The sequence below is a fragment of the Streptomyces sp. WMMC1477 genome (assembly GCF_027460245.1).
In the GTDB taxonomy this organism is placed as follows: Bacteria; Actinomycetota; Actinomycetes; order Streptomycetales; family Streptomycetaceae; genus Streptomyces.
Genome location: NZ_JAPZBD010000003.1, coordinates 4,296,752 through 4,319,838 on the forward strand (window position 1 = coordinate 4,296,752; position 23,087 = coordinate 4,319,838).

Sequence of the window (23,087 nt, forward strand, 5' to 3'; positions counted from 1 at the left end):
ATCGGCTGTCCGGCTGTGCGGGACGTGTTGCGGGAGATCGACCGTGCGGAGGATGCGCTCACTGGGCCGCACGGGTGTCTCTACATGTGCCTGCGGCGATGGGGACGTAACCGGTCCAGTCCTGGTATTGCGGATTCGCCCCGGTCCGGGGCCTTCGCCGGGGCGGGTCCGTCCCTCCCCGGTCGGGAGGGACGGACCCGAGGGGGCGTCAGCGCATCGGCGAGGTGGGCCGGACGGGGACGCCGGGGGTGTCGGGGCCCACCGGTGCGGCGGGCGGAACCGACTCGGCGGACCGGGTCAGCTCGGGCGCCGTCGCGTGGGTGGGCCGGCGGCGCAGCCGGAACCAGTAGAAGCCGTGCCCGCCGAGGGTGAGCAGGTACGGCAGGTCGCCGATGGCCGGGAAGCGCACGCCGCCGATGAGTTCCACCGGGTGCAGGCCGCGCCACGGCCCCAGGTCCAGCTCGGTGGGCTGCGGGAAGCGGGAGAAGTTGTTGACGCACATGACGAGGTCCTCCTCGCCGCTCTCCAGCCGCACGTGACGCAGGAACGCGAGGACGGCCGGGTTGCTGGAGGGCAGCTCGGTGTACTCGCCGAGGCCGAACGCCGGGTTCTGCTTGCGGATCTCCACCATGCGGCGCGTCCAGTGCAGCAGCGACGACGGGGAGCTCATCGACGCCTCGACGTTGGTGACCTGGTACCCGTAGACCGGGTCCATGATCGCGGGCAGGTACAGCCGTCCCGGGTCGCTGGAGGAGAACCCGGCGTTGCGGTCGGGCGTCCACTGCATCGGGGTGCGGACCGCGTCCCGGTCACCGAGCCAGATGTTGTCGCCCATGCCGATCTCGTCGCCGTAGTACAGGATCGGCGAGCCGGGCAGGGACAGCAGCAGGGCGGTGAACAGCTCGATCTGGTTGCGGTCGTTGTCCAGCAGCGGGGCGAGCCGGCGCCGGATGCCGATGTTGGCCCGCATACGCGGGTCCTTGGCGTACTCGGCGTACATGTAGTCGCGTTCCTCGTCCGTCACCATTTCGAGCGTCAGCTCGTCGTGGTTGCGCAGGAAGATGCCCCACTGGCAGCCGGACGGGATCGCGGGCGTCTTGGCCAGGATCTCCGAGACCGGGTACCGGGATTCGCGCCGCACCGCCATGAAGATGCGCGGCATGACGGGGAAGTGGAACGCCATGTGGCACTCGTCGCCGCCCTTGGCGTAGTCCCCGAAGTAGTCGACGACGTCCTCCGGCCACTGGTTGGCCTCGGCCAGCAGCACCGTGTCGGGGTAGTGGGCGTCGATCTCGGCCCGCACCCGCTTGAGGAAGTTGTGCGAGGCGGGGAGGTTCTCGCAGTTGGTGCCCTCCTCGGCGTACAGGTACGGCACGGCGTCCAGCCGGAACCCGTCGATGCCGAGGTCCAGCCAGAACCGCAGGGCGGAGATCATCTCCTCCTGCACGATCGGGTTCTCGTAGTTGAGGTCCGGCTGGTGCGAGAAGAACCGGTGGAAGTAGTACTGCTTGCGGACCGGGTCGAAGGTCCAGTTGGACGCCTCGGTGTCGACGAAGATGATGCGCGCGTCGGCGTACCGCTTGTCGTCGTCCGCCCAGACGTAGTAGTCGCCGTAGGGGCCCTCGGGGTCCGTGCGGGACTGCTGGAACCACTCGTGCTGGTCGCTGGTGTGGTTCATCACCATGTCGATGATGACGCGGATGCCGCGCTGGTGGGCGGCGTCGACGAACTCCACGAAGTCGGCCAGGTCACCGAACTCGGGAAGGACGGAGGTGTAGTCCGAGACGTCGTAGCCCCCGTCGCGCAGCGGCGATTTGAAGAACGGCGGCAGCCACAGGCAGTCGACCCCCAGCCATTGCAGGTAGTCGAGCTTGGCGGTGAGGCCCTTCAGATCGCCGATGCCGTCGCCGTTGCTGTCCTGGAAGGAGCGGACCAGGACCTCGTAGAAGACGGCACGTTTGAACCACTCGGGGTCGCGGTCCTTGGCAGGAGTGTCCTCGAACGTGTCGGGGACGGGCTCATTGACGCTCATCGTTGGGTGACCCTCCGGTCGGTGAGGACGGTCGCAGGGTCAGAACGTGGGCCGGGGCCGGGGAGCCGGGCCGCCCGGGTTCCAGTCGCACGTAGTTGTCCCTGCCCCAGTGGTAGGTCTCGCCGGTGAGCTCGTCGCGCACCGGGAACGGCTCGGCGCCGCTCTCTTGCGCCGCGGTCAGTCCGAGCTGTCCCGTATCCAACGACACCGTGGCCTCGTGGGTGTGGTACGGATCGAGGTTCACCACGACCAACACTGAGTCGGCGTAGGGTTCGATGCTGCGCTTGGAGTACGCGATGATCTGCTCGTTGTTCGTGTGGTGGAAGTGGAGCGAGCGGAGCTGCTGCAGCGCGGGGTGCCGGCGGCGCAGCCGGTTCAGCGTCGTGAGCAGCGGGGCGATCGAGCGTCCCGCGCGCTCGGCCGCCGCCCAGTCGCGCGGGCGCAGCTCGTACTTCTCCGAGTTCAGGTACTCCTCGCTGCCCTCCCGCACGGCCGCGCTCTCGCACAGCTCGTAGCCGGAGTACACGCCCCAGGTGGGGGAGAGCGTGGCCGCGAGCACGGCCCGCACCTCGAAGGCCGCCCGTCCGCCGTGCTGGAGGTAGGCGTGCAGGATGTCGGGCGTGTTGACGAAGAGGTTCGGCCGCATGTAGGCGGCGGTCTCCTGGGAGAGCTCGGTCAGATACTCCGTCAGCTCGCGCTTGTCGTTGCGCCAGGTGAAGTAGGTGTACGACTGCTGGAACCCGATCTGGGCGAGTGCCCGCATCATCGCGGGCCGGGTGAAGGCCTCGGCCAGGAAGATGACGTCCGGGTCGGTGCGGTTGATCTCGGTGATCACCTTCTCCCAGAAGCGGACGGGCTTGGTGTGCGGGTTGTCGACGCGGAAGATGCGCACGCCCTGCTCCATCCAGAAGCGCAGCACCCGCAGCGTCTCGGCGACCAGGCCGCGGTAGGCCTTGAGGCCGTTGTCGAAGTGGATCGGGTAGATGTCCTGGTACTTCTTCGGCGGGTTCTCGGCGAAGGCGATCGTGCCGTCGGCCTGCCGGCGGAACCACTCCGGGTGCTCGGTGACCCACGGGTGGTCGGGGGAGGCCTGGAGCGCGAAGTCCAGGGCCACCTCCATGCGCAGGTCGCGGGCGGTCTCGACGAAGTGCGCGAAGTCGGCGAAGGTGCCCAGGTCCGGGTGGATGGCGTCGTGTCCGCCGTCCGCGGAGCCGATCGCCCACGGTGAGCCGACGTCCTTCGGCCCGGCCGTCAGGGCGTTGTTCCGGCCCTTGCGGTAGGCCGAGCCGATCGGGTGAACGGGCGGCAGATAGACGACGTCGAAGCCCATCGCCGCGATGGCGGGCAGCCGCTCGGCCGCCGTCCGCAGCGTGCCCGAGCGCCGCGGCTCGCCGTCCTTCGCGACGACGGCGCCCTCCGAGCGCGGGAACATCTCGTACCAGGAGCCGACGAGCGCCCGCCGCCGTTCCACCTGCACCGGCATCGCCCGGGAGGCCGTGACCAGCTCGCGCAGCGGATGCCGCCGCAGCACCCCGGCCAGCTCCTCGTCCTGGGCCGCCGCCAGCCGCTCGGCGTCGGGCATCGCGGTGTTGCGCAGGGCGTCCACGACGTCCAGGACGACGGCGCGGCCCTCGCTCTTGGGCACCTCGCCCGCCGCCTTCTCCAGCAGCTGCGCCCCCTCGGCGAACACCAGCTCGACGTCGACGTTCGCCGGCACCTTGAGGCCCGCCTTGTGCAGCCAGGTGCCCACCGGGTCGCTCCACGCCTCCACCACGAACGTCCAGCGGCCCTCGGCGTCCGGGGTCACCTCCGCACCCCAGCGGTCGGTGCCGGGGGCCAGTTCCCGCATCGGGGTCCACGGGCCGCTGCGTCCGCTCGGATCGCGCAGGACGACGTTGGCGGCCACCGCGTCATGCCCTTCCCGGAAGACGGTGGCGGACACCTGGAACGTCTCGCCCACCACCGCCTTGGCGGGGCGGCGCCCGCACTCGACGAGTGGCTGGACATCCAGGACGGGAATGCGACCGATCATGGGCTCTCACCTATGGTCGAGGGAAGGGATTTTGTACTTTGTATCCGCTTTACGGCGGCCGGAGGGCGTGCGGCCATGGCCGCCCCTGCCCGCGTTCACTCGGCCGGGCGTCTCGTCGCGCAGGTGGATTACCTGCCCATGCCGCACTCCCTGGATGCCACGGACGTGTGAACTACTCGTAGGTAGTCCGAAACCCAGAGTGATCATGTCGGGTGCCGGGTCCTCCACGGCGGTCCGCGGCCCTCGGGTGGCGGCCCGGTATGAGGGGTGCGCACCCGGCGCAGAGAGGCGCGATCCGGGTGGATTCAGGAGAAAAACGGGAGGAAAGCGCCGCAATGCAGCGCGATGCCCGCCCTTGCCCGGATACCTTCGAGACGTGAAGGCCATCCGTCGCTTCTCCGTACGCCCCGTTCTTCCCGAGCCCCTCCGACCCCTCAGCGACCTCGCGCGCAACCTGCGCTGGTCCTGGCACCACGAAACCCGTGAGCTGTTCCGCTACGCCGACCCGGACGGCTGGCACGCGACCGGCGGCGACCCGCTGCGGCTGCTCGGCTCCGTCTCGGCCGGACGGCTCGCCGAACTCGCCCACGACCGCCGCTTCCTCCGGCGCCTCAAACTGGGCGCCGGAGACCTGGGCGACTACCTGACCGAGCCGCGCTGGTACCAGAACGCCGCCGCCGACCTCCCGGCCGCCATCGCCTACTTCTCGCCCGAGTTCGGCATCACCTCAGCCCTGCCCCAGTACTCCGGCGGCCTCGGCATCCTCGCCGGCGACCACCTCAAGGCCGCCAGCGACCTCGGCGTCCCGCTCGTCGGCGTCGGGCTCCTCTACCGCCACGGCTACTTCCGCCAGTCCCTCTCCCGGGACGGCTGGCAGCAGGAGAGCTACCCCGTGCTGGACCCGGACGAGCTGCCGCTCGAACTCGTCCGCGAGCCGGACGGCACCCCCGTCGACATCGCCCTGACCCTCCCCGGCGGACGCACGCTGCACGCCCACGTCTGGCTCGCCCGGGTCGGCCGCGTCCCGCTGCTCCTGCTCGACTCCGACGTCGAGGAGAACGCCCCCGGCGAACGCGGCGTCACCGACCGCCTCTACGGCGGGGGCCGCGAGCAGCGCCTCCTCCAGGAGATGCTCCTCGGCATCGGCGGGGTGCGCGCCGTCCGCGCCTACTGCCGCCTCTCCGGCCACCGGGCCCCCGAGGTGTTCCACACCAACGAGGGCCACGCCGGCTTCCTCGGCCTCGAACGCATCCGCGAGCTGCGCGCCGACGGCCTGCCCTTCGACGCCGCTCTGGAGGCCGTGCGCGCGGGCACCGTCTTCACCACCCACACGCCCGTCCCGGCCGGGATCGACCGCTTCGACCGCTCCCTGATCAGCCGCTACTTCGGCGACGACGGCGAGCTGGCGGGTGTGGACGCCGCCGACGTCCTGGCCCTCGGCGTCGAGACCGCGCCCGAGGGAGACCCGGCCCTGTTCAACATGGCCGTCATGGGGCTGCGCCTGGCCCAGCGCGCCAACGGTGTCTCCACCCTGCACGGCGCCGTCAGCCGCCGGATGTTCGCCGGGCTGTGGCCCGGGTTCGACGCCGCCGAGGTGCCCATCACCTCCATCACCAACGGCGTCCACGCCCCCACCTGGGTCGCCCCCGAGATCACCGACCGCACGCCCCGGCTCGCCGACGGCGAGCTCTGGGACCTCCGCCGCGATCTGCGCGAACAGCTCGTCGAGGAGGTGCGGCGGCGGCTGCGCGCCGCCTGGCGGGAACGCGGTGCCGCCGACGCGGAGCTGGGCTGGATCGACCACGTCCTCGACCCCGACGTGCTGACCGTCGGCTTCGCCCGCCGCGTCCCCTCCTACAAGCGGCTCACCCTCATGCTGAGCGACCCGGACCGGCTGCGGCGGCTGCTGCTCCACCCCGAACGGCCCATCCAGCTCGTCGTCGCGGGCAAGGCGCACCCGGCCGACGACGGCGGCAAGCGCCTCATCCAGGACCTCGTCCACTTCGCCGACGACCCCCGGGTGCGGCACCGCATCGTCTTCCTCCCCGACTACGGCATGGCGATGGCGCAGAAGCTCTACCCCGGCTGCGACGTCTGGCTGAACAACCCGCTGCGCCCCCTGGAGGCCTGCGGCACCAGCGGCATGAAGTCCGCCCTCAACGGCGGCCTCAACCTCTCGGTGCTCGACGGCTGGTGGGACGAGTGGTACGAGAGCGACTTCGGCTGGGCCATCCCCACCGCCGACGGTCCCACCGCCGACGGTCCCAGCGACGACGGGCCCGACGCCGAGCGCCGGGACGCCATCGAGGCCGCCGCCCTGTACTCGGCCCTGGAGGAGCAGGTCGCCCCCTGCTTCTACGACCGGCCGGAACGCTGGCTGGAGATGGTCCGTCAGACGCTCACCCGGCTCGGCCCGAAGGTGCTGGCCGGCCGGATGGTCCGCGACTACGTGCAGGGGCTCTACGCGCCCGCCGCGCAGGCGCACCGCGTGCTCGACCCCGCCGTCGCCCCCCAGGCCCCCGGCGAGCTCGCCGCCTGGAAGGCCCGGGTGCGCTCCGCGTGGCCCCGGGTCCGCGTCGACCACGTGGAGGCCGCGGGCCCCGCCTCCGACTCGCTCGAACTCGGCGGCTGCCTCACCCTCCGCGTCCGGGTCACCCTCGGGGAGCTGGAACCCGCCGAGGTGGAGGTCCAGGCCGTCACCGGACGGGTGGACCACAACGACACCATCACCGACCCGGAGACCGTCCTGCTCAAGCCCGCCGGCCGCCCCGACCTCGACGGCCGCCGGCTCTACGAGGGCGAGCTCGCCCTCGACCGCACCGGGCCCTTCGGCTACACCGTGCGCGTCCTGCCCATGCACCGCCTGCTCGCCGGGCCGGCCGAACTGGGCCTCGCGGCCATGCCGACGGACGGCGCCGCCGTGACCGAGTCCGGTGTCCTGATGCGCTGAGCGCACCGCCCGCGGCAGGCACGTGCCCGCCGCGGGCGGTGGCCCCTACGCGAGGCTCTCCCGCCAGGCGTGGTGGAGCTGGGCGAACCGGCCCTCGCCCGCGATCAGCTCGGCCGGGGTGCCGTCCTCCACGACGCGGCCGTCCGCCATCACGAGCACCCGGTCCGCGACCTCCACCGTCGACAGCCGGTGCGCGATGACGACGGCGGTGCGGTCCCCCAGGACCGTGTGCATCGCCCGCTGCACGGCCTGTTCCCCCGGCACGTCCAGCGACGAGGTCGCCTCGTCCAGGATCAGCACCGCCGGGTCGGCCAGCAGCGCCCGGGCGAAGGACACGAGCTGGCGCTGGCCCGCGGAGATGCGGCTGCCGCGCTTGCGCACGTCCGTGTCGTAGCCGTCGGGCAGGGCGGCGATGAAGTCGTGCGCCCCGATCGCCTTCGCCGCCTGCTCGATCTCCGCGCGGGTCGCCTCCGGGCGGCCCAGCGCGATGTTCTCCGCCACCGTGCCGGAGAACAGGAACGACTCCTGCGTCACCATGACGACGCCGCGCCGCAGCTCCGGCGTCGACAGGTCCCGCAGGTCCGTGCCGTCCAGCAGGACGCGTCCGGCCGTCGGGTCGTAGAACCGGGCCAGCAGCTTCGCCAGCGTGGACTTGCCCGCACCCGTGGCGCCGACGACGGCCACCGTCTGCCCGGCCGGGATCGTCAGGTCGAAGGGCGGCAGCACCTCGCCGCCCGTGCGGTAGCCGAAGCTGACCCGCTCGAAGACGACCGGGCGGCCCGGGCCCGCGCCCCGGGCGGCGGGCAGCTCCCGCGGCCGGGCGGGCTCGGGGATTCCGGGCTCCTGCGCCAGCAGCCCGGCGATCTTCTCCAGCGAGGCCGCGGCCGACTGGTAGGAGTTCAGGAACATCGCCAGCCGGTCGATCGGGTCGTACAGCCGCCGCACGTACAGCGCCGCCGCGGCCAGCGCGCCGAGCGCCAGCGTCCCGTCCGCCACCCGGTAGGCGCCCCACAGCACGATCGCGGCGACGACGATGTTCGCCGTCAGCCGGGAGGAGACGACGTAGCGGGCCATCTCCAGGATCGCGTCCCCGTTGCTCCGCAGGTGCGTGTGGTTGAGCCGGGCGAACGCCTCGTCGTTCGCCCGCTCCCGCCGGAAGGACTGGACCGGGCGGATGCCGTTGAGTGTCTCCGCGAACTTCACGATCACGGCGGCCATGGCCGTCGACCGCTTGCGGAACACCCGCATGGACCGCTTCTGGAAACTGCGCACCAGCAGGTACAGCGGGACGAAGGAAGCCAACGCCGCTCCGCCGAGCCCCAGGTCCAGGTAGAGCAGGAGCAGTGCGATGTAGGCCACGGACACCGCGACGCCCAGCAGCTCCTGGAGCCCCTCGTCGAGCAGCTCGCGCAGCGCCTCGACGTCCGTCGTCGCGCGGGAGATGAGCCGCCCCGAGGTGTAGCGGTCGTGGAAGTCCACGCTGAGGGCCTGCGCGTGCCGGTAGATCCGGCTGCGCAGCTCCAGCAGGATGGCCTGGTTGATCCGGGCCGCGGCGAAGACGAACGCGTGCTGCAGACCACCCGAGGCGAGGGCGCACAGCGCGTAGGCCGCCGCCAGCGCGAACAGCGGCCCGTTGTTCCCGTCCCGCAGCGCCGGCACCGCGTCGTCGATCGCGAACGCCACGAGCAGCGGGCCGCCCTGCACCGCCGCCTGCTGGGCGAGCAGCAGCAGGAAGGCGAAGGCGACCCGGGCGCGGTGCGGACTCAGCAGCGAGCGCAGCAGCGCGCGGGGCGCGTCCTTCGGCGCGGGCAGCACGTCCCGGTCGAAGGGATCGGGCTCCGGCGCGCCCCCGCCGTAGCTCTTCCGGGCCCCCGGCTCCGCGGAGCCGGGGGCGGCCGGGCTCGTCGTCGAAACGGTGGTCACAGTGCCCCTTCCCGAGATGCGTGGCCCGGTTCACCCTCGGCTGCGCGGGCTTCGGACCCGGACATCAGGCGCCGGTACTCCGCGCTGCGCGCGAACAGTTCGTCATGCGTACCCACTTCGGTGACGCGGCCCCCGGACAGCAGGGCCACCCGGTCGGCCAGCAGCACCGTGGAGGGCCGGTGGGCCACCACCAGGGCCGTCGTCGTCGCCAGCACCTCGCGCAGCGCCGCCTCCACCTTCGCCTCCGTGTGGACGTCCAGTGCGGAGAGCGGGTCGTCCAGCACCAGGAACCGGGGCCGCCCGGCCACGGCGCGCGCCAGGGCGAGCCGCTGCCGCTGTCCGCCCGACAGGCTCAGCCCCTGCTCGCCCACCTCGGTCTGGGCCCCCGCGGGCAGTGCGGAGACGAACTCCGCGGCCTGTGCCACGCGCAGCGCCCGCCACAGCTCCTCGTCGTCCGCGTCCGGCGCACCCATCGCCACGTTCTCCCTGACCGAGGCCGAGAAGAGCGTCGGCTCCTCGAAGGCGACGGCGACCAGTTCCCGCACCCGGTGGCGCGCCAGCGTGCCGACGTCGACGCCGTCCAGCGTGATCCGGCCCTCGGTGACCTCGTGCAGCCGGGGCACGAGCGCCGTCAGCGTCGTCTTGCCGCAGCCGGTCGCGCCCACCAGCGCCACCGTCTCGCCCGAGCGGACGTGCAGGTCCACGCCGTCCAGGACGGGTGGCGTGGCCGGGTCGGCGTCGGGGTAGCGGAACCGCACTCCCGCGAACCGCATGCCGTCGCCGGGCTCGGGGTCGCGCTCCCCGGCGGGTTCGGCCGGGACCGGTTCGTCCATGACCTCGAAGAACCGGTCGGCCGCCGTCGCCGACTCGTTGCTCATGGCCAGCAGGAAGCCCATCGCCTCCACCGGCCAGCGCAGCGCCAGTGCCGTCGACAGGAACGCCACCAGCGTGCCCGCCGACAGTCCGCCGTCCGCCACCTGCACGGTGCCCAGCACCAGCGCGAGGCCGAGTGCCAGCTCCGGCAGGATGAGGATCAGCGCCCACACCTGTGCGAGCAGCCGGGCCTTGTGCAGTTCCGTGCCCAGCAGTTGGCCCGACAGGGCGCGGAACGCCCGCGCCTGGCTGCGGTGCCGCCCGAACCCCTTGATGATCCGGATGCCGAGCACCGCCTCCTCGACGACGGTGGTCAGGTCGCCGACCTGGTCCTGGGCCTGCCGGGACGCGCGCGAGTACTTCTGCTCGAACAGCCAGCACAGCCAGATCAGCGGCGGCACGGGGGCCAGCAGGATCAGCCCCAGCGTCCACTCCTGGGCCAGCAGAATCCCGCAGCCGACCAGGATCGTGACGCTGTTGACCAGCAGGAAGGTCAGGGGGAAGGCGAGGAACAGCCGCAGCAGGTTGAGGTCGGTCGTCCCCCGGGAGAGCAGCTGCCCGCTCGCCCAGCGGTCGTGGAAGGACACCGGCAGCCGCTGGAGGTGGCCGTACAGATCGGCGCGCATAGCGGCCTCGACCCCGGCCAGCGGCCGGGCCACCAGCCAGCGCCGGAGCCCGAAGAGCGCGGCCTCCGCCACCCCGACGCCGAGCAGCAGCGCGCCGCCCAGCCACACCCCGGCGGTGTCCCGGTCGGCCACCGGGCCGTCGATGATCCACTTCAGGACAAGGGGGATGGCGAGCCCGGTGCACGACGCGACGATCGCCACGATGGCCGCCGTTCCCAGCCGGGCTCTCACCGGCCGGACGTACGGCCACAGCCGTAGCAGCGACCGCACCACCGACCGCTTGCCCGCGTCGGCCCCCGAAACGTCTCCCACGGCAGTCATAAGGACCGAGCGTACGGATGAGTCCTGACGCCCGCATCGGCATTTTCGCCCACCCGCAGCCCTCCTCCCGCCCTACATCCCGCTCCCCGCCCCTGGTTTCGACCCCTCAGGGCAGGGCGCGGTAGAGGTGTATCGAGCGGGGGCTCACGGGGACGGCCGTCCCGGCGGGGCGGACGGTGCCGGGCGGCCGGGCCTGGGCCTCGTGGCCCGTGTCCACGAGCAGCTCGTAGGACGTGGCCCAGGGCCGGCCCGGCAGGGGGAAGGAGAGCGGCTCGAAGGAGGCGTGCAGGACGGCGAGGAAGCTGGCGTCGGTGACGGGGCGCCCCCGTTCGTCCCGGCTGGGGATGTCGTTGCCCGAGAGGTACAGGGCGAGGGTGGAGCCGGGGGCGTACCAGTCGGACTCGGCCATCTCGGTGCCGCGCGGGGTGAACCAGGCGAGGTCGCGCAGGCCGTCGGGGCCGTGCGGACGGCCGGAGAAGAAGGCGCGGCGGCGCAGGACGGGGTGGGCGCGGCGGAGCCGGATGAGGCGGGCGGTGAGCTCGTACAGGGAGCGCCAGCCGGGGTCGTCCAGCAGGGTCCAGTCGACCCAGCTCGTCTCGTTGTCCTGGCAGTAGGCGTTGTTGTTGCCGCCCTGGGTGCGGCCCATCTCGTCCCCGGCGACGAGCATGGGCACGCCGGTGGACAGCAGCAGCGTGGTGATGAGGTTGCGCAGCTGGCGGCGGCGCAGCGCGGTCACGTCCGCATCGTCCGTCTCGCCCTCGGCGCCGCAGTTCCAGGAGCGGTTGTCGTCGGTGCCGTCGCGGTTGTCCTCGCCGTTGGCCAGGTTGCGCTTGTGGTGGTAGCTGACGAGGTCCCGCAGGGTGAAACCGTCGTGTGCGGTGATGAAGTTGACGGAGGCGTAGGGCCGCCGCCCGCCCCACGCGTAGAGGTCACTGGAGCCGGAGAGCCGGTAGCCGAGGTCGCGGACGTCGGGCAGGGCGCCGCGCCAGAAGTCGCGGGCGGCGTCGCGGTAGCGGTCGTTCCACTCCGTCCACAGCGGCGGGAAGGCGCCGACCTGGTAGCCGCCGTTGCCGACGTCCCAGGGCTCGGCGATGAGCTTGACGCGACGCAGCACCGGGTCCTGGGCGATGACGGCGAGGAACGGGGAGAGCATGTCGACGTCGTGCATGGAGCGGGCGAGCGCGGCGGCGAGGTCGAAGCGGAAGCCGTCGACGCCCATCTCCTGCACCCAGTACCGCAGGGAGTCGGTGATGAGGCGCAGCACCTGGGGCTGGACGACGTGCAGGGTGTTGCCGCAGCCGGTGTAGTCGGCGTAGCGGCGGGGGTCGCCGGCGAGGCGGTAGTAGCCGCGGTTGTCGATGCCCCGCAGGCTGAGCATGGGGCCCAGCTCACCGGCCTCGGCGGTGTGGTTGTAGACGACGTCGAGGATGACCTCGATGCCCGCGGCGTGCAGGGCGCGCACCATGCGCTTGAACTCGCCGACCTGCTGGCCGCGGGTGCCGGAGGCGGCGTAGGCGGCGTGCGGGGCGAAGTAGCCGATCGAGTTGTAGCCCCAGTAGTTGCGCAGGCCGCGGCGCAGCAGGTGGTCCTCGTGGGCGAACTGGTGGACGGGCAGGAGCTCGACGGCGGTGACACCGAGCCGTACGAGGTGGCCGACGGCGGCCGGGTGGGCGAGGCCCGCGTAGGTGCCGCGCAGGTGTTCGGGGATCTCGGGGTGGCGCATGGTGAAGCCGCGCACGTGCAGCTCGTACAGGACGGTGTCGGCCCAGGGCGTCTTCGGGCGGCGGTCGTCGCGCCAGTCGTCGTCGGGCGGGCTGCCGGGCGGCCCGGCGGGCGCGCCGTCGTGCACGACGACGCCTTTGGGGACGAAGGCGGCGGAGTCGCGTTCGTCGCGCACGGTGTCGGCGAGGTGCTGGTGCGGCCAGTCCCGGACGTGACCGTAGACCTCGGAGGGCAGCGTGAACTCGCCGTCGACCGCCCGGGCGTAGGGGTCGAGGAGCAGCTTGGCCGGATTCCACCGTGCGCCGGACCACGGGTCCCAGCGGCCGTGCACCCGGTAGCCGTAGCGCTGGCCGGGGTGGACGCCCGGGAGGAAGCCGTGCCAGATCTCGTGGGTGAGCTCGGTCAGCCCGTGGCGGGTCTCGCGGCCGGCGTCGTCGAAGAGGCACAGCTCGACGCGTTCGGCGCCGCCCGCCCAGAGGGCGAAGTTGGTGCCCGGGACGCCGCCGGGGCCGTTGCGGTAGCGGGCACCGAGCGGCTGCGGGCTGCCGGGCCAGACCTCCGGCGATGGCCCGTGCCGGACGGGATGCCCGTTGGCGGCGGGGCCGCGGCGGCGTTCCGGCTCGCGGTCGCGCTCTCCGATCGCCGTGCTGCCCGGCTCCTGCGTCATCGGCTGGCCTCCCCCGCGGCGGGTGGTCTCCGGGCGATTCTTCCCGCCCGGAGGACTTCGCTCACCCCGGGCGGCGTGCGATTGCGCCGAACGGATCGCGGGGTTTACAGGACTGCGGGGATTCTGCGACGGAACGGTGACAGATCGCGTGGGGTCACCGTGATCTTCGTGGGCTTCACTCGATGTCGTGCTCGCGTGGTGAAGCGCGGCAGGCCGTGAGGGGCGGTCGGGGAGCGAATGCACACCGGAGGGTCTAGGTGCGGGGCATAGGGATACGCGGAAGCCGTGGGGGGCGCGGGCTGGTCGCCGTCCTGCTGGGACTGACGCTGCTGGCGACGGGCTGCGGCGAGGACGAGCCGAAGAGCGGCCCGGAGAAGCCGGGCAAGTCGACACAGGTGCCGGACGGCCCCTCGACGGCGACGGTGGCCATCGCGCCCGAGCACGGCGCCGACGGCGTCGCGACGACGGGCGCGCTGAAGGTGACGGCGAAGGGCGGACGGCTCGTCGACGTCACCGTGAAGAACTCCGAGGGCAGCGCGGTCGAGGGGGAGATCACCGAGGACGGCTCCGGCTGGCGGCCCGACCACGCGCTCGCGACCGGCACGGAGTACCACGTCGAGGCGGTGGCCGAGGACCGGCACGGCCGCAAGGCGGCGAAGAACGCCACCTTCACCACCGTCGTCGCCCGGGACACCTTCATCGGCTACTTCACCCCCGAGGACGGCACCACCGTCGGCGTCGGCATGCCGGTGTCGCTGCGGTTCAGCCGGCCGGTGGAGGACAGGAAGGCCGTCGAGGGCGGCGTCGAGGTCACCGCGGACCCGGGGGTCGAGATCCGCGGCCACTGGTTCGGCGACCAGCGGCTGGACTTCCGGCCGAAGGAGTACTGGAAGCCCGGCACGGAGGTGACGCTGAGCCTCAGGCTGAACGGCGTCGAGGCCGCCGACGGCGTCTACGGCGTCCAGCACAAGGACGTGACGTTCACGATCGGCCGCTCCATGGTCTCCACGGTGGACGCGGAGAAGAAGACGATGACCGTGAAGCGGGACGGCAAGGTCGTCAGGACGATCCCGATCACCGCGGGCGAGCCGGCCACGCCCACCTGGAACGGGCAGATGGTCATCAGCGAGAAGCACAAGGTGACCCGGATGAACGGCGACACCGTCGACTTCGAGGGCGAGTACGACATCAAGGACGTGCCGCACGCCATGCGGCTGTCCACCTCGGGCACGTTCATCCACGGCAACTACTGGGCGGGCAAGCCCACGTTCGGCTCCGTCAACACCAGCCACGGCTGCGTGGGCCTCTTCGACCGCCGCGGCGGCGGCGACACCTCCACGGCCGGCTCCTGGTTCTACGAGAACTCGATCGTCGGGGACGTCGTCGTCGTGAAGAACAGCAAGGAGAAGACGATCGCCCCGGACAACGGCCTCAACGGCTGGAACCTGGACTGGGGTACGTGGGGCCGGTAGGCCCGGTGTCTCGGCGGCCGGCGTAGGCGGGCTCACGACGGGCGGCGGGGGACACCCGGGTTAACGGGCGTTACCCTGCCGCCATGACTGTGAATCTCGAAGTCGCCGACGGCGTCGGCACCATCCGCCTCGACCGGCCGCCGATGAACGCGCTCGACATCGCCACCCAGGACCGGCTGCTGGAGCTGGCCGCGGAGGCCACGCGGCGGGACGACGTGCGCGCCGTCGTGCTCTACGGCGGCGAGAAGGTGTTCGCGGCCGGCGCGGACATCAAGGAGATGCGCGAGATGGACCACGCGGCCATGATCGCGCGCTCCCGGGGCCTCCAGGACGCCTTCACCGCCGTCGCCCGCATCCCCAAGCCCGTCGTCGCCGCCGTCACCGGCTACGCCCTGGGCGGCGGCTGCGAGCTGGCGCTGTGCGCCGACATCCGGATCGCCGGCGACAACGCCAAGCTCGGCCAGCCGGAGATCCTGCTCGGCCTCATCCCCGGCGCGGGCGGCACCCAGCGGCTGTCCCGGCTGGTCGGTCCGTCCAAGGCCAAGGACCTCATCTTCACCGGCCGTCAGGTCAGGGCCGACGAGGCGCTCGCCATCGGCCTCGTCGACCGGGTCGTCCCGGCCGCCGAGGTCTACCAGGAGGCGCACGCCTGGGCCGCGAAGCTCGCCCAGGGCCCCGCGATCGCCCTCCGGGCCGCGAAGGAGTCCGTGGACTTCGGTCTGGAGGCCGACATCGACACCGGGCTGGCCATCGAACGCAACTGGTTCGCCGGACTGTTCGCCACCGAGGACCGCGAGATCGGGATGCGCAGCTTCGTCGAGGACGGCCCGGGCAAGGCCACGTTCCGCTGAGCCACCGGCCGTCGGCCTTCCGCGTGCTGCGGGGCGCCGCCCGTCCGCGTTCCGCCGGACGCCGGTGCGTCCGCGAGGGCCCGGCTCCGCGCGCCCCCCGGGGCCGGGCCCTTCGCCGTCCCACCGGGACGGCGTCGTTTGGCCCGGGACCCGTGGGGCACCCGGCCGCGCGCAGCCTCGATCCCGTCCGCAAGGGGAGCAGCATGCCGCCGACCGAACGCCGTCAGGCCCGCCGGAGCACCGGCCGCCCCGGGAGGGCCGAGCGGTGAGCGGCGGGCAGCGGGAGACGGCCGAGGCGCTGCTGCGCGCCCACGGGCGGACGTACGCCGCCGAGGCCGGGATCCGGCTGCGCGACACGCCGCAGCCGCTCTACCAGCTCCTCGTGCTCTCCACACTGCTCAGCGCCCGCATCCGGGCCTCCGTCGCGGTGGCCGCGGCCCGTGCCCTGTTCGCGGCCGGGCTGCGCAGCCCCCGGGCCATGGCCGAGGCGAGCTGGCAGCAGCGGGTGGACTGCCTGGGGGAGGGCGGCTACCGGCGCTACGACGAGCGCACGGCGACCCAGCTCGGGGACGGCGCCGAGCTCCTGCGCGACTCCTGCGGCGGCGACCTGCGCCGCCTGCGGGAGGAGGCGGACGGCGACCCGCACGCGCTGCGCAACGGCCTGCGCAAGATCCCGGGCGTTGGCCCGGCCGGGGCGGACATCTTCCTGCGCGAGGCCCAGGCCGTGTGGCCGGAGCTGGTGCCCTGCCTGGACGCCAAGGTGCGCCAGGGCGCGGAACGCCTCGGGCTGCCCCAGGACCCGCGCAGGCTGGCGGGCCTGGTGGCCGACGAGGACGTCGCGCGCTTCGCGGCGGCCCTCGTGCGCGCCGCGCTGGACGCGTCGGTCGTCGACGACGTGCGCCGGTAGCGTCCGCTGCGCCTCGTGTGGTTGCGGATTCCACCGAGTCGGCCACGCGGAGCGCCGATCGCCGTCATGATGGGGCCATGGCGGGACTGGAGGAGAGGGCGGCCCCGTGTGTGGAGCCTGCCGTCGTGCGTGCGGACCAGGACAACGCGCTGGAACTGCTGGGTGATCCGACCGAGGACGAGGTGCCCTTCCGCAACCAGCCGGAGTCGGCCTGGCTCGCCCGCCGGCTGGCGGCCTCCGTGCTCCAGGGCCGGTGGCGGCTCTCCGCCGCCGTGACCGACGACGCGGTGCTGCTCGTGTCCGAGCTGGTCGGGAACGCCGTGCGGCACACCGGGGCGGAGCACTTCACCCTGCGGATGCACCGCCGGCGCGGCTGGATCCGGGTGGAGGTCCGCGATCCCTCGCGCGGGCTGCCCTGTCTGCTGCCGGTGCGCGACCTGGACATCAGCGGACGCGGGCTGACCCACGTGCAGCGCCGCTCCCAGCGCTGGGGGGTGGACCTGCTGCCGCGCGGCAAGACCACCTGGTTCGAGATCCGCACCGCGGACCGTTGACGCACCCCTGCCGCCCGCCGCGCCCTTCGACGGTGACAATGGGCCGGTGATCTACGACGAGTTGCTCGCCCGGGCCCGGGAGGCCGCGCTGCCGGTGCTGGGGCAGGGCGCCCCGGCCGACTACATCCCCGCGCTCGCCTGCGCCGACACGCGCGACTTCGGCATGGCCCTGGCCACGGTGGACGGTGAGGTCCACGGCGTGGGGGAGTGGCGCAAGCCGTTCTCGGTGCAGAGCGTGTCCAAGCTGTTCGTGCTGGCCCTCGCCCTCGCCCACGGCGGCACCGCGCTGTGGCGGCGGGTGGGGCGCGAGCCGTCGGGGAACCCGTTCAACTCGCTCGTCCAGCTGGAGAGCGAGCACGGCGTGCCGCGCAACCCGTTCATCAACGCGGGCGCCCTCGTCGTCACCGACGCGCTGCTGAGTCTGACCGGGGACGCCGGCGGGGCGGTGGTCGACCTGCTGCGGGCCGAGTCCGGCAACCCGGACCTCGCCGTGGACGCGTCGGTGGCCGCCTCCGAGGCCGCGCACGGGAGCCGCAACGCCGCCCTGGCGCACTTCATGGCCTCGTTCGGCAATCTGCACAACCCGGTGGACGAGGTGCTCTCGCACTACTTCGCGCACTGCTCCATCGCCGCGGACTGCCGCGACCTGGCCCTGGCGGGCTGCTTCCTCGCCCGGCACGGGGTGCGGGCCGACGGCACCCGGCTGCTCGGCCGCAGCGACGCGAAGCGGATCAACGCCGTCCTGCTGACCTGCGGCACGTACGACGCCGCCGGGGACTTCGCCTACCGCGTCGGGCTGCCGGGCAAGAGCGGCGTGGGCGGCGGCATCCTCGCCGTCGTACCGGGACGCGGCGCGGTGTGCGCGTGGAGCCCGGGGCTGGACGCGGTGGGGAACTCCGTGGGGGCGATGGCGGCCCTGGAGGACTTCACCACCCGCTCCGACTGGTCGGTCTTCTGAACCGCCCCGGTGCCCCGCCGCTCAGCGGTGGTAGCGGCGGCGGTCGGTCATGGCACGGCGGCGCCGGTCGTTGCACAGCAGACACTTGCCCCAGCCCGGCGGCAGCGGGTCCTCCTTGTCCCCGTACAGCGGGTCGACCGCGCCCATCGGGTGCTCCCGGCAACCCGTCGTGCCGCCGTGGGCGGACTGCAGCGCGCGCACGGCGCCGAGCGCGCGCTGCAGGGCGTCCGCCACCTCGGCGAGCTGGTCCGCGGGTGGCTGCGCCTCCAGGTTGAACACGATGTCGCCCGCGGTGCTCAGCGCGTTCTGCAGCTCCCGTACCTCTGCGTTGCTCATATCAGTGGAGGCTAGCCGCCCGCACCGACATCCCGTCTCGCGCCGGACGCGGGCACGATGACGTCGACGGCGCCGGGTACCGCCTCCACCCGCACCGGCAGCCGTGTGAGCGGTTCGCCGTCGGCCGTGGCGAGCATGTCGGCCGTCTCCAGTGTGAGACCGCGGGTGTGGAAGGTGCGCACGTCCGGCCGCTCGACATGGCCGCCGCTCTGCATCAGCGGGAAGTAGCGCACGAGCTTGGCCCGGCTCAGGGCGGGGACGACGGTGACGGACAGCCGCCCGTCGTCGGGTACCGCGTGCGGGCAAATCGGCATGCCGCCGCCGTATGTCGTCGTGTTGCCCACGGCAATCAGCGTGGCCTCCACCTCCTCGCGCCGGCCGTCCATCTCCAGGACGAAGGGGCGGGGCCGCAGGACGCCCAGTTCGGCGAGGATGGCCAGCCGGTAGCGGGCCTGGCCGCGCGGCCAGCGCATGCGGTTGGCGCGCTCCAGCACCAGCGAGTCGAAGCCGCTGGTCATCACGGTGCCGAACCAGTGGCCCGGGCCGTCCGCGCCGCCGGGCCCGGTGACGCGGCCCAGGTCGATCGTGCGGCGGACGCCGCCGAGCAGCGCCTCGGCCGCCGCGAGCGGGTCCTTGCGGGGTATGCCGAGGACGCGGGCGAAGTCGTTGCCGGTGCCGGCGGGCAGGACGGCCAGGGCGGTGCGGGTGCCCGCCACCTCCTGGAGGGCGAGGTGGACCATGCCGTCCCCGCCGGCGACGGCCAGCACGTCGGCCCCGGCCTCGACGCACGCCCTGGCCCTGGCCCTGGCCTCCTCCGCGTTCCGTCCGGCGACGACGTCGACCTCGACCCCGGCACGCAGGACCCGGCGGCCCGCCGCTGCGGCGATCTGCTCGCCCGTGCGCCCGCCGGAGGCCGGGTTGACCAGGACCGTGACCCGTCCCGGGACGCGCCCGCCGGGCCCGGGCGCGCTCACGGCCGCTCCGGGATCAGTTTGCCGGGGTTGAGCATGCCCGTCGGGTCCAGGACGCCCTTCACGGCTCGCAGCACCTCCAGTCCGAGTCCGCCGATCTCGGCCTCCATCCACGGCAGGTGGTCGGCGCCGACGGCGTGGTGGTGGCTGATGGTAGCGCCGCAGGCGGCGATCGCGTCCCCCGCCGAGCGCTTGGCCCGCAGCCACCGGGCCAGCGGGTCGTCCCCGGCCGCCGCGACGACGGTGAAGTACAGCGAGGCGCCCTCGGGGTAGACGTGCGAGATGTGGCAGTTCACGACGGGCGGCTTGCCGTCGGTGGTGAGCGTGCCGGTGAGGGCCTCGGTGACGGCCTGCCGCAGCCTCGGCAGCCTGGACCAGGTGGTGGCCGTCTCCAGCGTCTCGGCCAGGACGCCCGCACGCAGCAGGGCGTCGCGCAGGTAGGGGCCCGAGTAGCGGCTGTGCCGCCAGTGCGCGACGGGGCCGGTGCCCAGCTCGGTGCCGCCCGCGGCCCGCAGGGTGGCGGCGGTCAGCTCCCGCAGGGCGGCCACCTGCCCGGCCTCCCCCTCGTGGGCGATCACGGCGAGGCAGCCGGGCACGGCCTCCTCACCGGAGAGCGCGGAGTTGACGAACGTCTCCGTCTCGTCGGACAGCCGCACGAGCGTGGGCCGCACGCCGCTCTGGGCCACGGCCCGCAGGGCCGCGGTGCCGGTGGCGAAGTCGGGGAAGGACCAGGCCTCGTCGAGCTGTTCGGCGGGGCGGGGGCGCACACGGAGCGTCACCTCCGTGATGACGCCGAGGGTGCCCTCGGAACCGAGGAGGAGCTGGCGCAGGTCGGGGCCCGCGGCGCTGCCGGGGGAGCGGCCCAGGTCGAGGGTGCCGCTGGGCGTGGCCACCCGCAGGCTGAGCACCATCGCCTCGAAGCGGCCGTACCCGGCCGAGGACTGGCCGGAGGAGCGGGTGGCCGCGTAGCCGCCGATGGTGGCGTACGCGTAGCTCTGCGGCTGGTGGCCGAGGGTGAGGCCGTGCGCGGCGAGCAGTTCCTCGGCCCGCGGGGTGCGCAGGCCCGCCTGGAGGGTCGCGGTGCGGGCGACGTCGTCCACGTCCACGAGCCGGTCCAGGCGGCGCAGGTCGAGCGCGACGACGGAGCCGAACCGCCCGCGCAGGGGCTCCACTCCGCCGACGACGCTGGTGCCGCCGCCGAAGGGCACGACGGCGACGGCGTGCTCGGCGCAGGCCCGCAGCACGGACTCGACCTCGGCGTGGTCGGCGGGGAGCAGGACGGCGTCGGGCGCGGCCTCGACGTCCCCGGCCCGGCGGCGTAGCAGGTCGGGTGTGCTCTTGCCGCCGGTGTGCAGGACGCGGGCGTCGTCGTCGGTGCGGACGTGCTCGGCGCCGAGCACGGACTCCAGCGCGGCGCGGGCCGCGTCGGGCAGGGCGCAGGGCCGCAGGACGAGCTCCTCCGCCTCGACGCCCGGGCTCGGGCGCAGCGGGGCGCCGAGCACCTCGCCGACGAGTCCGCGCACGGACTCGGGCAGGGAGGTGGCCTGCGCGGGGTCGCCCCAGGCGTTCCATGACATGTCGGTGTTCGCGCCGACGCGGTGGGTGGGTTCCGTCATGCGTTACAGTGTTGCACATGATGTCAATCAGTAACTCGGCTGACGGGGTGGACGAGCAGAACGGCGAGCCGGCGGCCGACCCGCTGGCGGACACGCTGCTGGACGCGGCGCGCGAGTCCATCGCCACGTTCGGGCTGCGCCGCCTCACCCTCACCGACATCGCCCGGCGTGCCGGAGTGAGCCGGCCGACCATCTACCGCCGCTGGCGGGACGTCGACACCCTCGTCGGCGACCTCCTGACCCGGGAGATGCGCACCGTCCTGCTCGCCGCCGTCCCGCACGCCACCGCCGAGGGACACGACGGCCGCACCCGGCTCGTCGCCGGAGCCGCCCACATCGTCCGCGCGCTGCGCCACCACGCCCTGCTCGCCCGCATCCTCGACACCGAGCCGGAGCTGCTGGTCACCTACACCTTCCAGCGCCTCGGCTCCAGCCAGCGCCACGCCCTGGAGTTCGTCGGCGAGCAGGTGCGCGCCGGGCAGGCGGACGGCTCCATCCGCGCCGGAGAACCGGCCGAGCTGGCCCGCATGGTCATGCTCGTCGTCCAGAGCACCGTCCAGTCCTGGCGACTGGTCGACGACGTCCTGCCGGAGGCGCGGCTCGCCGCCGAACTGCGCCACATGCTCGACGCCTACCTCCGCCCCGAGGAGGGCACCCCGTGAACACGCCCGATCCCCGCACCTCCCTCAACGCCGCCCGGCGCACCCGCGAACTCCACGCACTCGGCGAGCGCCCGCACGTCGACCTCCTCGTCGTCGGCGGCGGCGTCACCGGCGCCGGCATCGCCCTCGACGCCGCGTCCCGCGGCCTGAGCGTCGTCCTCGCCGAGAAGCACGACCTGGCCTTCGGCACCAGCCGCTGGAGCTCCAAGCTCGTCCACGGCGGCCTGCGCTACCTCGCCACCGGCCAGCTCGGCATCGCCCACGAGAGCGCCCGCGAACGGCACCTCCTCATCACCCGCACCGCGCCGCACCTCGTCCGCGCCCTGCCCATGCTGCTGCCGCTCCACGACGCCGTCGGCCGCCTCGACTCGGCCGTCCTGCGCGCCGGCTTCCTCCTCGGCGACGCGCTGCGGCTCAGCGCGGGCACCCCCGGGCGCACCCTCCCCGCCGCCCGCCGCGTCTCCCGCCGCCGCGCCCTCGACCTCGCCCCCGGACTGCGCCCCGAGGGGCTGCGCGGCGGTCACCTCGCCCACGACGGCCAGCTCGTCGACGACGCGCGGCTCGTCGTGGCCCTCGCCCGGACCGCCGCCGGGCACGGCGCCCGCGTCCTCACCCGCTGCGGCGCCGAGCAGCTGCGCGGCGACGGCGCCGTCCTGCGCGACGAGCTGACCGGAGAGCGGCTGGAGCTCCGGGCCAGCGCCGTCGTCAACGCCACCGGCGTCTGGGCCGGGCAGCTCGTGCCCGACGTGCGGCTGAGCCCCAGCCGCGGCAGCCACCTCGTCCTGCCCGGGGAGGCCTTCGGAGGCCTCCGCAGCGCCCTCACCATCCCCGTCCCCCGGGGCCGGGGCCGCTTCGCCCTCGTCCTCCCGCAGCCGGACGGCCGCGTCTACGCCGGGCTGACCGACGAGCCCCAGGACGGCCCGGTCCCGGACGTGCCCCGCGCGCCCGAGGACGACGTCACTTTCCTCCTCGACGCCGTCAACACCGTCCTGGCCCGCCCGCTGACCCGCGCCGACGTCCTGGGGACCTTCGCCGGGCTGCGCCCCCTGCTCCGGGCCCGCGGCGGTGACACCGCCGATCTCTCCCGCCGGCACGCCGTCCTCACCTCGGCGGACGGGGTGATCACCGTCGTCGGCGGCAAGCTCACCACCTACCGGCGCATGGCCGAGGACGCCGTCGACACCGCCGCCGCCAATGCCGCCCTCCCGGTGCGGCCCTGCCGTACCCGCAACCTTCCGCTCGTCGGCGCGGGCACGCCCGCCGGGCCGGCGGGCGTGCCCGCCCGCCTGGTGGCGCGCTACGGCACAGAGGCCCCGGCCGTCCTCGCCGAGGCGGCGGGCCGGCCCGAACTCCTCAACCCCGTCGCCGCCGGGGTCACCGGGGCCGAGCTGCGCTTCGCCGTCCGCCACGAGGGCGCCCTCGACGAGGCCGACCTCCTCGAACGCCGCACCCGCATCGCCCTGGTCCCCGAGGACCGCGAGGCAGCCCGGGCCGTCGCCCGCGCTCTCCTGACGGAGGACGGATGAGCGTCGTGTGCGAGCAGTTGACGGCCTGCTGGAGCCGCGCCGCTGTCCGGCGTGGCGGGTGTCCGCGACACCCGGCCCAGCACTACGC

General features: G+C 73.6%; 16 protein-coding genes. 8 read left to right on the forward strand and 8 right to left on the reverse strand.

All coding sequences use genetic code 11. The features are described from left to right. Positions 1–208: 208 nt before the first annotated feature. Together treS and O7609_RS19320 are read right to left on the reverse strand one after the other, a co-directional pair. Complete coding sequence (gene treS, locus O7609_RS19315) at positions 209–2,032, reverse strand: maltose alpha-D-glucosyltransferase (RefSeq protein ID WP_269735740.1); 1,824 nt, start codon at positions 2,030–2,032, stop codon at positions 209–211. Then, the gene (locus O7609_RS19320; protein WP_269743959.1) at positions 2,019–4,064 is read right to left on the reverse strand and encodes an alpha-1,4-glucan--maltose-1-phosphate maltosyltransferase; all 2,046 of its coding nucleotides are present in this window, start codon (positions 4,062–4,064) and stop codon (positions 2,019–2,021) included. The genes treS and O7609_RS19320 overlap by 14 nt, the downstream gene beginning before the upstream one ends. A 376-nt stretch (positions 4,065–4,440) precedes the next feature. Between O7609_RS19320 and glgP the strand changes: the two genes are divergently transcribed. Next, positions 4,441–7,014, forward strand: coding sequence for an alpha-glucan family phosphorylase (gene glgP / locus O7609_RS19325; RefSeq protein WP_269735738.1), 2,574 nt, complete (start codon positions 4,441–4,443; stop codon positions 7,012–7,014). Positions 7,015–7,059: 45 nt separating this feature from the next. On the opposite strand, the gene O7609_RS19330 is transcribed toward glgP, so the two are convergent. From O7609_RS19330 to glgX, 3 genes are all read right to left on the reverse strand, one after another. After that, positions 7,060–8,937 carry an ABC transporter ATP-binding protein gene (locus O7609_RS19330; protein ID WP_269735737.1) on the reverse strand — a complete coding sequence of 626 codons (1,878 nt, stop codon included), beginning with the start codon at positions 8,935–8,937 and terminating at the stop codon, positions 7,060–7,062. Beyond that, positions 8,934–10,757, reverse strand: a complete 1,824-nt coding sequence (locus tag O7609_RS19335; protein ID WP_269735736.1) for an ABC transporter ATP-binding protein — start codon at positions 10,755–10,757, stop codon at positions 8,934–8,936. The genes O7609_RS19330 and O7609_RS19335 overlap by 4 nt, the downstream gene beginning before the upstream one ends. Positions 10,758–10,863: 106 nt before the next feature. Beyond that, positions 10,864–13,146: a glycogen debranching protein GlgX gene (gene glgX / locus O7609_RS19340; RefSeq protein ID WP_269743960.1), complete on the reverse strand. Its 2,283-nt coding sequence runs from the start codon at positions 13,144–13,146 to the stop codon at positions 10,864–10,866. A 257-nt stretch (positions 13,147–13,403) separates the two neighbouring features. On the opposite strand from glgX, the gene O7609_RS19345 reads away from it, so the two are divergent. The 5 genes from O7609_RS19345 (at position 13,404) to O7609_RS19365 (ending at position 17,888) form a co-directional block, all read left to right on the forward strand. Continuing rightward, positions 13,404–14,618 (forward strand): L,D-transpeptidase, encoded by a 1,215-nt coding sequence (locus O7609_RS19345; protein ID WP_443072170.1) that lies wholly within the window; start codon positions 13,404–13,406, stop codon positions 14,616–14,618. A gap of 83 nt (positions 14,619–14,701) precedes the next feature. Continuing rightward, positions 14,702–15,469: an enoyl-CoA hydratase/isomerase family protein gene (locus tag O7609_RS19350; protein WP_269735734.1), complete on the forward strand. Its 768-nt coding sequence runs from the start codon at positions 14,702–14,704 to the stop codon at positions 15,467–15,469. Positions 15,470–15,734: 265 nt separating this feature from the next. Further along, positions 15,735–16,376 carry an endonuclease gene (locus tag O7609_RS19355; RefSeq protein ID WP_269735733.1) on the forward strand — a complete coding sequence of 214 codons (642 nt, stop codon included), beginning with the start codon at positions 15,735–15,737 and terminating at the stop codon, positions 16,374–16,376. 125 nt (positions 16,377–16,501) lie between these two features. Then, positions 16,502–16,930, forward strand: a complete 429-nt coding sequence (locus O7609_RS19360; protein WP_443072171.1) for an ATP-binding protein — start codon at positions 16,502–16,504, stop codon at positions 16,928–16,930. 46 nt (positions 16,931–16,976) lie between these two features. Further along, positions 16,977–17,888, forward strand: coding sequence for a glutaminase (locus O7609_RS19365; protein ID WP_269735731.1), 912 nt, complete (start codon positions 16,977–16,979; stop codon positions 17,886–17,888). A 21-nt stretch (positions 17,889–17,909) separates the two neighbouring features. Here the strand turns inward: O7609_RS19365 and O7609_RS19370 are convergent, their stop codons facing one another. Genes O7609_RS19370 through O7609_RS19380 form a run of 3 tightly spaced genes read right to left on the reverse strand, consistent with a single transcriptional unit; the run spans position 17,910 to position 20,811 of the window. Continuing rightward, positions 17,910–18,224, reverse strand: coding sequence for a hypothetical protein (locus tag O7609_RS19370; RefSeq protein WP_269735730.1), 315 nt, complete (start codon positions 18,222–18,224; stop codon positions 17,910–17,912). Positions 18,225–18,235: 11 nt separating this feature from the next. Beyond that, positions 18,236–19,198 (reverse strand): diacylglycerol kinase, encoded by a 963-nt coding sequence (locus O7609_RS19375; RefSeq protein ID WP_269743961.1) that lies wholly within the window; start codon positions 19,196–19,198, stop codon positions 18,236–18,238. Next, on the reverse strand, positions 19,195–20,811 hold the full coding sequence (locus tag O7609_RS19380) for an FAD-binding oxidoreductase (protein WP_269735728.1): 1,617 nt from the start codon (positions 20,809–20,811) through the stop codon (positions 19,195–19,197). The genes O7609_RS19375 and O7609_RS19380 overlap by 4 nt, the downstream gene beginning before the upstream one ends. A 17-nt stretch (positions 20,812–20,828) precedes the next feature. Here O7609_RS19380 and O7609_RS19385 point away from each other — a divergent pair, with 17 nt between their 5' ends. Further along, positions 20,829–21,473, forward strand: a complete 645-nt coding sequence (locus O7609_RS19385; RefSeq protein ID WP_269735727.1) for a TetR/AcrR family transcriptional regulator — start codon at positions 20,829–20,831, stop codon at positions 21,471–21,473. Further along, positions 21,470–22,999: a glycerol-3-phosphate dehydrogenase/oxidase gene (locus tag O7609_RS19390; protein WP_269735726.1), complete on the forward strand. Its 1,530-nt coding sequence runs from the start codon at positions 21,470–21,472 to the stop codon at positions 22,997–22,999. The genes O7609_RS19385 and O7609_RS19390 overlap by 4 nt, the downstream gene beginning before the upstream one ends. Positions 23,000–23,087: the final 88 nt, after the last annotated feature.

Bases quoted from the DNA above. Each gene is read 5' to 3' on its own strand.
- treS (WP_269735740.1), bottom strand. From the start codon at position 2,032: ATGAGCGTCAATGAGCCCGTCCCCGACACGTTCGAGGACACTCCTGCC.
- O7609_RS19320 (WP_269743959.1), bottom strand. From the start codon at position 4,064: ATGATCGGTCGCATTCCCGTCCTGGATGTCCAGCCACTCGTCGAGTGC.
- O7609_RS19335 (WP_269735736.1), bottom strand. From the start codon at position 10,757: ATGACTGCCGTGGGAGACGTTTCGGGGGCCGACGCGGGCAAGCGGTCG.
- glgX (WP_269743960.1), bottom strand. From the start codon at position 13,146: ATGACGCAGGAGCCGGGCAGCACGGCGATCGGAGAGCGCGACCGCGAG.
- O7609_RS19350 (WP_269735734.1), top strand. From the start codon at position 14,702: ATGACTGTGAATCTCGAAGTCGCCGACGGCGTCGGCACCATCCGCCTC.
- O7609_RS19370 (WP_269735730.1), bottom strand. From the start codon at position 18,224: ATGAGCAACGCAGAGGTACGGGAGCTGCAGAACGCGCTGAGCACCGCG.
- O7609_RS19380 (WP_269735728.1), bottom strand. From the start codon at position 20,811: ATGACGGAACCCACCCACCGCGTCGGCGCGAACACCGACATGTCATGG.
- O7609_RS19385 (WP_269735727.1), top strand. From the start codon at position 20,829: ATGATGTCAATCAGTAACTCGGCTGACGGGGTGGACGAGCAGAACGGC.